Annotated in this window: 9 protein-coding genes; 5 read left to right on the plus strand and 4 right to left on the minus strand. The window is 71.8% G+C overall.

The features are described from left to right. Positions 1-93 precede the first annotated feature (93 nt). Positions 94-1,122, plus strand: a complete 1,029-nt coding sequence (locus EDD93_RS31815) for an aldo/keto reductase (protein ID WP_123529065.1) — start codon at positions 94-96, stop codon at positions 1,120-1,122. Positions 1,123-1,165: 43 nt separating this feature from the next. Here EDD93_RS31815 and EDD93_RS31820 read toward each other — a convergent pair whose 3' ends face one another. Then, entirely contained in the window at positions 1,166-3,016 is a 1,851-nt protein-coding gene (locus EDD93_RS31820) for a serine hydrolase domain-containing protein (protein ID WP_123529068.1), read from the minus strand. A gap of 183 nt (positions 3,017-3,199) precedes the next feature. Between EDD93_RS31820 and EDD93_RS31825 the strand changes: the two genes are divergently transcribed. From EDD93_RS31825 to EDD93_RS31835, 3 genes are all read left to right on the plus strand, one after another. Next, positions 3,200-4,309 (plus strand): nitronate monooxygenase family protein, encoded by a 1,110-nt coding sequence (locus EDD93_RS31825; protein WP_123529069.1) that lies wholly within the window; start codon positions 3,200-3,202, stop codon positions 4,307-4,309. Then, on the plus strand, positions 4,306-5,847 hold the full coding sequence (locus tag EDD93_RS31830) for an acyl-CoA synthetase (RefSeq protein WP_123529071.1): 1,542 nt from the start codon (positions 4,306-4,308) through the stop codon (positions 5,845-5,847). The genes EDD93_RS31825 and EDD93_RS31830 overlap by 4 nt, the downstream gene beginning before the upstream one ends. Positions 5,848-5,974: 127 nt before the next feature. Further along, positions 5,975-7,477: an acyl-CoA synthetase gene (locus EDD93_RS31835; RefSeq protein ID WP_123529073.1), complete on the plus strand. Its 1,503-nt coding sequence runs from the start codon at positions 5,975-5,977 to the stop codon at positions 7,475-7,477. A 3-nt stretch (positions 7,478-7,480) separates the two neighbouring features. Here the strand turns inward: EDD93_RS31835 and EDD93_RS31840 are convergent, their stop codons facing one another. After that, positions 7,481-8,269, minus strand: coding sequence for an SAM-dependent methyltransferase (locus tag EDD93_RS31840; protein WP_123529075.1), 789 nt, complete (start codon positions 8,267-8,269; stop codon positions 7,481-7,483). 157 nt (positions 8,270-8,426) lie between these two features. Next, positions 8,427-9,722, minus strand: coding sequence for a phenylacetate--CoA ligase PaaK (gene paaK, locus EDD93_RS31845; protein ID WP_123529077.1), 1,296 nt, complete (start codon positions 9,720-9,722; stop codon positions 8,427-8,429). Positions 9,723-9,935: 213 nt separating this feature from the next. On the opposite strand from paaK, the gene EDD93_RS31850 reads away from it, so the two are divergent. Then, positions 9,936-11,459 (plus strand): alpha/beta fold hydrolase, encoded by a 1,524-nt coding sequence (locus EDD93_RS31850; RefSeq protein ID WP_123529079.1) that lies wholly within the window; start codon positions 9,936-9,938, stop codon positions 11,457-11,459. Positions 11,460-11,477: 18 nt separating this feature from the next. Here EDD93_RS31850 and EDD93_RS31855 read toward each other — a convergent pair whose 3' ends face one another. Further along, positions 11,478-13,112, minus strand: a complete 1,635-nt coding sequence (locus EDD93_RS31855; RefSeq protein WP_123529080.1) for an FAD-dependent monooxygenase — start codon at positions 13,110-13,112, stop codon at positions 11,478-11,480. Positions 13,113-13,154 lie beyond the last annotated feature (42 nt).

The following is a 13,154-nucleotide window of genomic DNA, read 5'->3' on the forward strand; positions in this document are numbered from 1 at the left end:
TTCCGTATTGTTCAGGTCGAACGCTGTTCCGTTTTTCCCAGCTTAGCGCCCGGGTGCGCTCTGCCGGGCATCGGTCAAGGTACGAGGAGCATCATGAACTACCGCACACTGGGTCGGACCGGCATCAAGGTCAGCCCGTACTGCCTGGGCGCGATGATGTTCGGCGCTGCGGGCAACCGCGACCACGACGAATCCGTCCGGATCATCCACAAGGCGCTGGACGCGGGGATCAACTTCGTCGACACCGCCGACGCCTACTCGCGCGGTGAGTCCGAGGAGATCGTCGGAAAGGCCCTCAAGGGCCGCCGGGACTCGGTGGTGCTGGCCACCAAGGCCCACCTCCCGATGGGGGACGACCCCAACCAGCAGGGGAACTCTCGGCGCTGGCTGATCCGCGCGTTCGAGGACTCCCTGCGCAGGCTGGGCACCGACCACGTCGATCTCTTCCAGATCCACCGCCCCGCGCCGGACACCGACGTGGAGGAGACCCTCTCCGCCCTCACCGACCTGGTGCGCGCGGGCAAGGTCCGCGCCATCGGCTCCTCCACCTTCCCCGCCTCGGACATCGTCGAGGCGCAGTGGACCGCCGAGCGGCGCGGCCTGGAGCGCTTCCGCACCGAGCAGCCGCCGTACTCGATCCTCAACCGGGGCATCGAGCGCGAGGTGCTGCCCGTCTGCGAGCGCTACGGCATGGGCGCCATGGTCTGGAGCCCGCTCGCGCAGGGGCTGCTCACCGGGCGCTTCCGCAAGGGCGCCCCGACCGACAGCCTGCGGGCGGCCCGAGGCCTCAAGCACCTGAGCGACGAGCGCCGGCTCGACACGGTGGAACAGCTCGTCCCGGTCGCCCGGGAGGCGGGCATGTCGCTGACCCACCTGGCGATGGCCTTCGCGATCGCCCATCCCGGCGTCACCTCGGCGATCATCGGCCCGCGCACCATGGAGCACCTCGACGACCTGCTCGCCGGCGCCGGGGCCGTCCTCACCGACGAGGTCTTCGACCGGATCGACGCCATCGTGCCGCCCGGTACCGATGTCGGGATGCTCGACATGGCCTACGACCCGCCCGCCATCGGCCGGGCCGCGCTGCGCCGGCGTGTGCCCGCCGAGCGCTCCGCCGCCTGATCCGGCGGCCCGCGGCCGGTCCGGGCCGCGAGCCGCGGACCGGTCAGTTCTCGGAGGGCGTCCAGCCGTCCGCCTCGATGCGCCGGGCGTCGCCCGGCCGGCCCTCGTCGAAGACCGTGCGGCCGCCGTCCTCGACCCGGACCGCGTCGACGTAGACCCCTCGGCCGACGTACAGCTGGTCCGTGGCGTACCGCCAGCGCAGCCGCACCTCGGCGCCGTGCCAGGCCGACAGGTCCGCGTCGAACCGGTGCCAGACCCGCCCCGACCAGCCGGAGACGGAGCCGTCCGGATGGGGTTCCGGCCGGGGCCGCCGGTCCTGTGCCGTCGGTACGGTGCTGAACGGCACCGGCCGCCAGCTCTTCCCGGCGTCCGGCGAGCCCTCCAGGTACAGGAAGTCCGAGCCCGGTTCGGTGTCCCACCACAGGGCGCAGCTCAGCCGGGCGCGCGAGGAGGTGAGGGTCAGCGGCGGGAGCGCCAGGGTGGCCGATGACGCGCCGGCGAGGCCGGAGAACCAGGCCGTACGGCCCCGGGCGGGCCGGACCGCGACGGCGCGCGCCATCTGGTTGGCGGTCGCGACGCGCGGCGCGCTGCCGGAGCGCCAGTTGCGCACCGGGTGGACCGAGTTGCCCAGCACGATCAGGAAGGAGTCGGTCGACGGGTCCAGGACCAGGCTGGTGCCGGTGAATCCGGTGTGGCCGGCGGTGCGCGGGGTGGCCATCGCCCCCATGTACCAGTGCTGGTAGAGCTCGAAGCCGAGGCCGTGCGCGTCACCGGGGAACGCCGTGTTGAAGTCGGTGAACAGCAGGTCCACCGAGTGGGCGGAGAGGATCCTCGCGCGCCCGTAGACCCCGCCGTTGAGGAGTGTGCGGGCGAGGATCGCCAGGTCCCAGGCGCACGAGAAGACCCCGGCGTGACCGGCGACGCCGCCGAGGCTGTACGCGTTCTCGTCGTGCACCTCGCCCCAGACGAGACCCCGGTCCATCCCGGACCACGGCGGCCGCTCGTCCTCGGTCGCGGCGATCTTCGGCTTCCAGGAGGCCGGCGGGTTGTAGCGGGTGCGGTGCATCCCGAGCGGAGCGGTGATCTGTTCGCGGAGCAGTACGTCCTCGGTGCGACCGGTGATCTTCTCCAGCACCAGCTGGAGCGAGATCAGGTTGAGGTCGGAGTAGAGGTACACGGTGCCGGGCGGGCTCGCCGGGACCTCGTTCCAGATCAGCGCGAGCTTCCCCTCCCGGGTCGGCGCCGAGTAGAGCGGGATCCAGGCGCGAAAGCCCGAGGTGTGGGTGAGCAGCTGACGGATCGTGATGTCCTGCTTGCCGCCGCCGGCGAAGTCGGGGAGGTACGAGGCGACCGTCGCCTCCAGCTCCAGCCTGCCGCGTTCGATCTGCTGCACGGCCAGGATCGAGGTGAACAGCTTCGAGACCGACGCCAGGTCGAAGACCGTGTCCTCGGCCATGGCGATCTGCTGCTCCGGCGGGAACTCCACCCCGGTGTCGGTCTTCTCGTCGTACGACGCGTAGCGCACCGCCTTGCCGATCGGATGGTGCAGCGCGACCGTCCCGCCCCGCCCGGCGAGCAGGACCGCGCCCGCGTACCAGGGGTGCGCGGGGGAGTTGCCCAGGTATCTCTCGGCCTCGGTGACGAGCCGGTCGAGTGGCTCCTGGAGCAGCCCGGCCCGCGCGGCCGACCCGCGCCGCAGCGTCGGCCGGTGCTGTCCGGACGGCGACCCCGCCGCGGTTCCTGCGCGCATGTCCGACGATCCCGCCCCCGACTCCGTGGCAGACGCCCCTTCCGCGAACGGAATCGGCGCCAGGGCGAGTGCTCCGCCCAGGGCCAGCATCCCACCGCCCAGCCTTCGCCTGCTGATGCCGCCGCCCGCCGTGTCCTCGGTCATCCGGAACCCCTTCCCACTGCGTGAAAGTAACTTTCGAAATCTCTTCCGAGCGTGAAACTTCCTGCCGGACCAGAGGGTACTGTCACCCCCCGCCGCCCCGTAGGCCCCTGGGGCCACAAAGAATCTGACACTGCATCAGAAAATCTCTTCCTTCGGCCGTCCGACTGCGGCATCCTGCCGCCCATGGAGACGGAGCTGAGCAAGAAACTGGGGATCGAGCACGCCATCTTCGGCTTCACGCCGTTCCCCGCGGTGGCCGCGGCGATCACCCGGGCCGGCGGATTCGGGGTGCTCGGAGCGGTCCGCTACACCGCCCCCGACGACCTCGCACGCGACCTCGACTGGATGCAGGAACACACCGACGGCAAGCCCTACGGCCTCGACGTCGTGATGCCCGCGAAGAAGGTGGAGGGCGTCAGCGAGGCCGATGTCGAGGCGATGATCCCGGCCGGGCACCGGCAGTTCGTCCAGGACACCCTCACCGAGCACGGCGTCCCCGAACTCGTCGAGGGCGAGGCCTCCGGCTGGCGCATCACCGGCTGGATGGAGGAGGTCGCCCGCAACCAGCTCGACGTCGCGTTCGGCTATCCCATCAAGCTGCTCGCCAACGCGCTGGGCTCACCGCCCGCCGACGTCATCGCCCGCGCCCACGAGCAGGACGTAATCGTCGCCGCACTCGCGGGCAGCGCCCGGCACGCCCGGCACCACGCGGACGCCGGCATCGACGTCGTCGTCGCCCAGGGCTACGAGGCGGGCGGCCACACCGGGGAGATCGCCTCCATGGTCCTCGTCCCCGACGTCGTCGACGCCGTGGGCCCGCTCCCCGTCCTCGCCGCCGGAGGCATCGGCAGCGGCGAACAGGTCGCGGCCGGGCTCGCCCTGGGCGCCCAGGGCGTCTGGCTCGGCTCCCTCTGGCTCACCACCGAGGAGGCCGACATGCACTCGCGCGCCCTGACCGCCAAACTCCTCGCGGCGGGCTCCGGCGACACCGTCCGCTCCCGCGCCCTCACCGGGAAACCCGCGCGCCAGCTGCGCACCGAGTGGACCGACGCGTGGGACGACCCGGCGGGCCCGGGGCCGCTCCCCATGCCGCTCCAGGGACTGCTGGTCGCCGAGGCCGTCTCCCGCATCCAGAAGTACGAGACGGGCGCCCTGCTCGGCACCCCGGTCGGCCAGATCGTCGGCCGGATGAACACCGAACGCAGCGTGCAGGCCGTCTTCGACGACCTGACCCGGGGCTTCGAGCGCGCCGTGGACCGGATCAACCGCATCGCCGGACGGAGCACCTCATGAACCAGCCGCCCAACGGCTTCTGGGCCCAGGCCACCGCCGACCCCGACCGTACGATCCTGATCGCACCCGACGGCGAGGAGTGGACCGCCGGCCGGCTGCACGCCGACGCCAACCGGATGGTGCACGGACTGCGCGCCGCCGGCCTGGAGGAGGGCGACTCCTTCGCCGTCGTCCTGCCCAACGGCGTCGAGTTCCTCACCGCCTACCTCGCCGCCTCGCAGGCCGGGTTCTACCTCGTCCCGGTCAACCACCACCTGATGGGCCCCGAGATCGCCTGGATCGTCTCCGACTCCGGCGCGAAGGTGCTCATCGCCCACGAACGCTTCACGGACGCCGCGACCGCCGCCGCCGACGAGGCGAAACTCCCGGCGAGCCACCGCTACGGCGTCGGCGCGGTCGAAGGATTCCGCCCGTACGCCGAACTGCTGGAGAACGGGCCGGTATCGCCCCCCGAGGGCCGCACCCTCGGCTGGGTCATGAACTACACCTCCGGCACCACCGGCCGGCCGCGCGGCATCCGGCGCCCGCTGCCCGGAAAGCTCCCGGAGGAGACCTACCTCGGCGGCTTCCTGGGCATCTTCGGCATCAAACCGTTCGACGGAAACGTCCACCTGGTCTGCTCACCGCTCTACCACACCGCGGTGCTCCAGTTCGCGGGAGCCGCCCTGCACATCGGCCACCCGCTCGTCCTGATGGACAAGTGGTCGCCCGAGGAGATGCTGCGGGCGATGGACACCCACCGCTGCACCCACACGCACATGGTCCCCACCCAGTTCCACCGCCTCCTCGCCCTCCCGGATGAGGTGAAGCAGAGCTACGACGTCACCGCGATGCGCCACGCCATCCACGGGGCGGCCCCCTGCCCCGACCACGTCAAACGGGCCATGATCGAGTGGTGGGGCAGCTGCGTCGAGGAGTACTACGCGGCCAGCGAGGGCGGCGGCGCCTTCGCCACCGCCGAGGACTGGCTGCGCAAACCGGGCACGGTCGGCCGGGCCTGGCCGATCAGTGAACTCGCGGTCTTCGACGACGACGCCAACCGCCTCGCGCCCGGCGAACTCGGCACCGTCTACATGAAGATGAGCACCGGCGGCTTCAGCTACCACAAGGACGAGGGCAAGACGAGGAAGAACCGCATCGGGGACTTCTTCACCGTGGGCGACCTCGGCATCCTCGACGAGGACGGCTACCTGTTCCTCCGCGACCGCAAGATCGACATGATCATCTCCGGCGGGGTCAACATCTACCCCGCCGAGATCGAGAGCGAGCTGCTCACCCACCCCGCCGTCGCCGACGCCGCGGTCTTCGGCATCCCGCACGCCGACTGGGGCGAGGAGGTCAGAGCGGTCGTCGAAGCCGCGGAGGGGTACGAGGCGGGCGACGCGCTCGCCGCCGAGATCCTCGGCCACTGCGCCGGGCGGCTCGCCGGGTACAAACGCCCCAAGACCCTCGGCTTCATCACGACGATGCCCCGCGACCCCAACGGCAAGCTGTACAAACGGCGTCTGCGCGAGCCGTACTGGGAGGGCCACACCTGACAGCGCCCCGGGGCCCGCCCACCGCGCGGGCCCGGCCGAGGGGAAACCGGGCCCGCCGGACGCCTGCGACATCCCGGCCGGTATCCGGACCCTTGACCGCCGGGCCCGGCCCGCACAGGATCACGCCATGACAGGTGTACGAAGCAGCACAGTCGACGGCGTCCTGACCCGAAGCGCACGGCGCACCCCCGAACGCACCGCCCTGCGGTACGCCGGCCGGACCTGGACCTACCGGGAGCTGGAGGAGTCCGTCAGCACCGCGGCCGCCGTCCTCATGGACGGCCACGGGCTGCGCCCCGGGGACCGGGTGGCCTCCTACGCCCACAACTCCGACGCGTATCTGATCGCCTTCCTCGCCTGCGCCCGCGCCGGACTGGTCCACGTGCCGGTCAACCAGAACCTCACGGGCGAGGACCTGGCGTACATCCTGCGCCAGTCCGGCAGCTCCCTGGTCCTCACCGACCCGGACCTGGCCGGGCGGGTCCCGGACGGCCACGCCGTACGGGCGCTGCGCGACGCCCCGGGCTCGCTCCTCACCGAGCTGGCCACGCCGCGCGCCTTCGCGCCGGACCACGAACCGGGCGCGGACGACCTGGTCCAGCTGCTGTACACCTCGGGCACCACGGCGCTCCCCAAGGGCGCGATGATGACGCACGGCGCCCTCGTCCACGAGTACGTCAGCGCCGTCACCGCCCTCGACCTCCGTGCCGGCGACCGCCCGCTCCACGCCCTGCCGCTCTACCACTCCGCGCAGATGCACGTGTTCCTGCTGCCCTACCTCGCGGTCGGCGCGGAGAACACGGTGCTGGACGCCCCCGACGCGGCCAGGATCTTCGACCTCGTCGAGTCCGGGCAGGCCGACAGCCTCTTCGCCCCGCCCACCGTCTGGATCGGCCTCGCCAACCACCCGGACTTCGCCCGGCGCGACCTCGGCGGGCTCCGCAAGGCGTACTACGGCGCGTCGATCATGCCCGTCCCCGTACTGGAACGGCTGCGCGAGCGGCTGCCCGCGCTGGCCTTCTACAACTGCTTCGGGCAGAGCGAGATCGGCCCGCTCGCCACCGTCCTCGGACCCGACGAGCACGAGGGCCGGATGGACTCCTGCGGCCGGCCCGTTCTTTTCGTGGAGGCCAAGGTCGTCGACGAGAACGGCCAGGACGTGCCCGACGGCACCGCCGGCGAAGTGGTCTACCGCTCACCGCAGCTGTGCGGCGGCTACTGGGACAAGCCGCAGGAGAGCGCCGAGGCGTTCCGTGACGGCTGGTTCCACTCCGGCGACCTCGCCGTGCGCGACGCGGAGGGCTACTTCACCGTCGTCGACCGGGTGAAGGACGTGATCAACTCCGGCGGCGTCCTCGTCGCCTCCCGCCAGGTCGAGGACGCCCTCTACACCCACCCCGCAGTTGCCGAGGCAGCCGTCGTCGGCCTGCCCGACGAGCGCTGGATCGAGGCCGTCACCGCCGTCGTCGTGCTGCGGGACGAGGCGACGGAGGCCGAGCTGATCGGCCACGCCCGCGAGCGGCTCGCCCACTTCAAGGCCCCGAAGCGGATCCTTTTCGTGGACGGACTCCCGCGCAACGCCAGCGGCAAGATCCTCAAGCGGGAACTGCGCGACCGCTTCGCCCGGTAGGCCCTACCGGGGGACCCGCGCGACTCCGGCGTAGAAGCTGTCGATGGACCCGCTGTCCGGCGGGGGCGGTGTGTCCTTGTGCCACAGCGAGGCCATGACCAGGCCCGGATCGACGAGGTCGAGTCCGTCGAAGAACCGCTCGACCTCGGGGCGCGTCCGGGGCCGCAGGCTGATGCTCGACCGGTAGGTGTCGGTCCTGTCCTGATCGGCGGGGATGAATTCACTGGTGTAGTGCGAAAGGATCAGACAGCTGCCGACGGGCAGTGCGCCCAGGAGGGTGCGGGTGATGCCGTAGGGATCGTCCTCGTCCGGCAGGAAGTGCATCAGGGCGATGAGGGAGAGCGCGACGGGCCGGTCGAAGTCCAGCAGGGTCCTGGCGTGGTCCAGGATCTTCTCCGGCTCGCGCACATCGGCGTCGAGGTAGTCGGTGGCGCCCTCCGGTGTGCTGATGAGCAGCGCCTCGGCGTGACGCAGGACGATCGGGTCGTTGTCCGTGTAGACCACCCGGGCCGCCGGGTCGACCTCCTGGACTATCTGGTGGAGGTTCGGCCGGGTCGGGATCCCCGTCCCGATGTCGAGGAACTGGTCGATGCCCGTACGCGCCGCCCAGCCGACCGCCCGGTGCATGAACGCCCGGTTCTGCGCGGCCACGACCTTCGCCAAGGGGGGCAGCTGCTCGCCGAGTTCCTGGTCGACGGGGTAGTTGTCCTTGCCGCCCAGCAGGTAGTCGTAGACACGCGCCGGGTGCGGCCTGGTGGTGTCGATCGGAGAGTCGGCCGTGCCTGGCGTCATGGAGAGCTCCTGAGTTCCTCGGTGCGCGAAAGCAGGTGGGACGGGGTGACGCGAACCGGACTCCCCCCTGTAGTACGTCGCCCTGTCGACGCATCCTGCCACAGCAACCACGGCCGAAACGTGCCGAGTTGAGCCGGGTGCGGGCGCCGTGATCCGGTCACCTGCCCGGCCGGTCGCGTTCGTCCACGATCCTCCTGAACTTGCCGACCGACCTCTCCAGCGTCTCCGGATCCAGGATCTCCACCCCGACCGAGACCCCGATCCCGTCCTTGACGGCGGCCGCGACCGACGCGGCGGCGGCCGCGCGCTGCTCGGGCGTCGCCCCGGCCCTGGCCTCCGCGCGTACCGTCAGCACGTCCAGCCGGCCCTCACGGGTCAGCCGCAACTGGAAGTGCGGCGACACCGCCGGGGTACGGAGCACGATCTCCTCGATCTGCGTCGGGAAGAGGTTCACCCCGCGCAGGATCACCAGGTCGTCGCTGCGCCCGGTGACCTTCTCCATGCGCCGGAAGACCCGCGCCGTCCCCGGCAGCAGCCGGGTCAGGTCCCGGGTCCGGTAGCGGATCACCGGCATGGCCTCCTTGGTGAGCGAGGTGAACACCAGCTCCCCCTCGGCCCCCTCGGGCAGCACCTCGCCGGTGAACGGGTCGACGACCTCCGGATAGAAGTGGTCCTCCCAGATGTGCAGGCCGTCCTTCGTCTCCACGCACTCCTGGGCCACGCCCGGACCCATCACCTCGGAGAGCCCGTAGATGTCCACCGCGTCGATCGCGAACCGCTCCTCGATCTCGCGCCGCATCTCCTGCGTCCACGGCTCCGCCCCGAAGATCCCCACCTTCAGTGAGGTCGTCCTCGGATCGACGCCCTGGCGCTCGAACTCGTCCAGGAGGGTCAGCATGTACGACGGGGTCACCATGATGATCTCGGGCCGGAAGTCCTGGATCAGCTGGACCTGCCTGGCCGTCATGCCGCCGGACGCGGGAATCACCGTGCAGCCGAGCCGCTCGGCCCCGTAGTGCGCGCCGAGCCCGCCGGTGAACAGGCCGTAGCCGTAGGCGACATGGACCTTCTGCCCCGGGCGGCCGCCCGCCGCCCGGATCGAGCGGGCGACGACGTCGGCCCAGGTGTCCAGATCCCCCTGGGTGTAGCCGACGACGGTCGGGCGGCCGGTCGTGCCGCTGGAGGCGTGGATCCGGCGTACCTGCTCCTCCGGTACCGCGAACATCCCGAACGGGTAGTTGTCCCGCAGGTCCGCCTTGGTGGTGAACGGGAACCGGGCGAGATCGGCGAGCGAGCGGCAGTCGTCGGGGTGCAGCCCCGCCCGGTCGAACGCGGCCCGGTAATGGCCGACGTGGGTGTACACGTGCCGCAGGGTCGCCCGCAGCCGTTCGAGCTGGAGCGCCCGCAGCTCCTCGCGGTCCATCCGTTCCGCCGCGTCCAGCAGAGCCGTCATGCGGATCTCCCTCTTCCGTGCGCATCGTGCAGACGACCGATCATTCGGTCGTTCCTCCCGGGAGCAGTAATTCAGGATCTTCCGCCCGCTGGCAAGGGGTGGGACGGGACGCATGTCGTGCGAGAGGCCCGGAGCCGGCCGGACCCTCCGAGGACGGATACGCTCGTACCGAACAGGGCTGCGTCACCCGGTCGGCCCTGTTTGGATGGTTCCATGCCGACTTTCCACACGTACGACGGAACCGAGCTCGCCTATCACCTCGCAGGACAGGGCGCCCCTCTCATCTGCCTGCCGGGCGGGGCGATGCGGGCCAGTGCCTACCTCGGGGGACTGGGCGGACTCGACCGCCACCGGCAACTGGTGCTGCTCGATCTGCGCGGCACCGGGGACTCCGCCGTGCCGGACGACACCGCCACCTACCGCTGCGACCGACTGGTCGACGACGTCGAGGCGCTGCGCGAGCACCTGGGACTGGAGCACATCGACCTGCTCGCCCACTCGGCGGCGGCGGACCTCGCCGCGCTCTACGCCGCCCGGTACCCGCGGGCAGTGCGCAGACTGCTGCTCATCGCGCCCGCGACAGGGGCCGCCGGACTCGGTTTCGCGGAGCGCGAGGCCCGTGAGGCCGCCGGGCTGCGCCGCGCGGAACCCTGGTACGAGGAGGCGCTGCCGGCTCTGGAGCAGATCTGGGCCGGGCGCCTCGACGACGAACTGCGCGCCGCCGCCAGGCCGTTCCTCTACGGCCGCTGGGACGAGACCGCCAGGGCCCACGCCGCCTCTTCCGCAGCGCAGATCAACGCCGTTGCCGCCCGGGGCTATTACGCGCCCGGCGCCTTCGACCCGCCCGCGACGGTCGCCGCACTGCGCGAACTGGCCTCGCCGGTCCTCGTCCTGGCCGGGGAGCTCGACGGGGTGACGACCCCCGACCGCGCCGCCGAACTCGCGGCGCTCTTCCCGGAGTCCGAGTTCGCCGTGCAGCGCGGCGGGGGACACTTCCCGTGGCTGGACGACCCCGGTGCCTTCGTCCGCACCGTCACCGCCTTCCTGGACCCGGACGTGCACAGCGTGCAGGCCGGCGGGATACGGCTCGCCTACCGGGTGTGGGGGGACCCGGCCGCACCGCCGGTCGTACTGGTCCACGGACGCTGCGACGACAGCAGCACCTGGACCGCGATCGCCGAGCGGCTGGCTGCCGGACACCGGGTCTACGCCGTCGACTTCAGGGGCCACGGCCTCAGCGACTGGCCCGGCCGCTACTCCCTCGAGCTGTTCCGCGACGACCTCCACGCGTTCCTGGAGGCCCGCAACCTGGCCGGCGCCACGGTCGTCGGGCACTCGATGGGCGGCGCGGCGGCCTACCTGCTGGCCGGGCGCCAGCCCGGACTCATCGGCCGGCTCGTCCTGGAGGAGGCCCCGCCGCCCTTCCCGCTCGACCCGCCCCGCGGGCCCGTCGAACGCCCCGACGGCGAGCTGGACTTCGACTGGCCCGTGGTGCCGTCGGTCAACGCCCAGCTCAACGACCCCGATCCGGCGGGCCGCGAACGCCTCGCCGGCATCACCGTGCCCACCCTCGTCATCGGCGGCGGGCCGGGCAGCCAGATCGACCAGGAGGACCTCGCCCGGATGGTGCGGCGGATCCCCGGATGCCGGCTCGTCACCATCGACGCCGGCCACCTCGTCCACACCGAACGGCCGAAGGAATTCCTCGCGGCGCTCCGGTCGTTCGGCGTGGGCTGACGCTGTCGCCCCGGGGCGTCAGCCCCGGTGCAGCAGCGCCACCATGACCTCGCGCAGGGTCGCCTCCGCGTCCGCGACGCCCTCCGGCGAACGCCAGGCGACGAACCCGTCGGGGCGCACCAGCACAGCGCCCCCGGTGCTCGTGCCGTGCGCCTGGGCCCAGTCGGCCCCGGCCTCCGGCTCCAGATCGCCGCCGGGACCGGTGCCGATGCCGAACGCGTCCAGTCGCACTGCCAGTTGGTCACCGACCCGCGCCGCCGCCCGCCGCCACGCGACGTCCGCGCCATCGGCGAGCAGCACGAACGAGCGCTCGTACAGGTCGAGCGTGGAGATCCGCTCACCCGCCCGCCGGACCCACAGGTGCGGTGCGCGGCTGCCCGGTTCACCCGTCAGCTGCATGCCCTGCGGCACCACCGGCTGATCCGGGGCGACGCCCAGCACCGCGCCCTCCACATAGCGGTAGCCCAGCGCCACGTTCAGCATGCCGCCGCGCTTGCCGCCGCCCACCGTGGGAGGCGGCGCGTACCCCGGGTGGCTGTGCTCGCCGGAACGTGCCGAGGCCCGCTCGCTCGTCGCCCGCGCCACCGGCAGCCGCTCGGCCCCGTAGGTGTCCAGGAGACCGGGCCCCGCCTCGCCGCGCAGCACGGCGGCGAGCTTCCACGCCAGGTTGTGCGCGTCCTGGATTCCGGTGTTGGAGCCGAACGCCCCGGTGGGCGACATCTCGTGCGCCGAGTCACCGGCCAGGAACACCCGGCCCCGGGAGTAGCGGTCCGCGACCCGCTCCGCCGCGTGCCACGGCGCCTTGCCGGTGATCTCCACATCGATGTCCGGCGCGCCGACCGCCTTGCGGATGTGCTCGGTGCACCGCTCGTCCGTGAAGTCCTCCAGCGTCTCGCCCCGCTCGGGCTGCCACGGCGCGTGGAACACCCACTGCTCCTGGTTGTCCACCGGCAGCAGGGCGCCGTCCGCCTCCGGATTGGTCAGGTAGCAGACGATGAAGCGCCGGTCCCCGAGCACATCGGCGAGCCCGCGGGAGCGGAAGGTGATACTCACGTTGTGGAACAGGTCACCGGCACCCGAACGGCCGATGCGCAGCTGCTCACGGACCGGGCTGCGCGGACCGTCGGCGGCGATGAGATAGTCCGCCCGCACCGTGGTGTGCTCGCCCGTCTCCCGGTTCTTCAGGATCGCCCCGACGCCTGAGTCGTCCGGGTCGAACGAGAGCAGTTCGGTGGAGAACCGCAGATCGCCGCCCTGCTCCCGGGCCCGGTCCAGCAGCACCGGCTCCAGGTCGTTCTGGCTGCACAGGCACCAGCCCGTCGGGCTGAACCGGGCGAGTGCGCCACCCGGGTCGATCTCCTTGAACAGCCACTCCTGGTCGTCGCCGGTCAGCGAACCGGCCTGCAGGATGCCGTGGTTCTCCGCCAGCACCGACGCGGCCGCCCGGACCCGCTCCTCCACCCCCGCCCGGCGGAAGACCTCCATCGTGCGGACGTTGTTGCCTCGGCCGCGCGGATGCGTCGAGGTGGCCGCGTGCTTCTCGACCAGCAGATGCTCGACGCCGAGCCGGCCGAGGAAGAGGGACGCGGACAGGCCCACCAGGGAGCCGCCCACGATGAGGACCGGTACGTGGAGGTCGACGTTCTCGTTCATGAGTTGCTCCAGCTCGGACGCCGTACAGATGCAGTGTCCATG

It is taken from the genome of Streptomyces sp. 840.1 (assembly GCF_003751445.1).
GTDB lineage: Bacteria > Actinomycetota > Actinomycetes > Streptomycetales > Streptomycetaceae > Streptomyces.

What these genes read in the sequence shown, in the direction of transcription:
- EDD93_RS31830 (WP_123529071.1), top strand. Translation starts at nt 4,306, where the DNA reads ATGAACCAGCCGCCCAACGGCTTCTGGGCCCAGGCCACCGCCGACCCC.
- EDD93_RS31825 (WP_123529069.1), top strand. Translation starts at nt 3,200, where the DNA reads ATGGAGACGGAGCTGAGCAAGAAACTGGGGATCGAGCACGCCATCTTC.
- EDD93_RS31855 (WP_123529080.1), bottom strand. Translation starts at nt 13,112, where the DNA reads ATGAACGAGAACGTCGACCTCCACGTACCGGTCCTCATCGTGGGCGGC.
- EDD93_RS31815 (WP_123529065.1), top strand. Translation starts at nt 94, where the DNA reads ATGAACTACCGCACACTGGGTCGGACCGGCATCAAGGTCAGCCCGTAC.
- EDD93_RS31840 (WP_123529075.1), bottom strand. Translation starts at nt 8,269, where the DNA reads ATGACGCCAGGCACGGCCGACTCTCCGATCGACACCACCAGGCCGCAC.
- EDD93_RS31820 (WP_123529068.1), bottom strand. Translation starts at nt 3,016, where the DNA reads ATGACCGAGGACACGGCGGGCGGCGGCATCAGCAGGCGAAGGCTGGGC.
- EDD93_RS31850 (WP_123529079.1), top strand. Translation starts at nt 9,936, where the DNA reads ATGCCGACTTTCCACACGTACGACGGAACCGAGCTCGCCTATCACCTC.
- EDD93_RS31835 (WP_123529073.1), top strand. Translation starts at nt 5,975, where the DNA reads ATGACAGGTGTACGAAGCAGCACAGTCGACGGCGTCCTGACCCGAAGC.
- paaK (WP_123529077.1), bottom strand. Translation starts at nt 9,722, where the DNA reads ATGACGGCTCTGCTGGACGCGGCGGAACGGATGGACCGCGAGGAGCTG.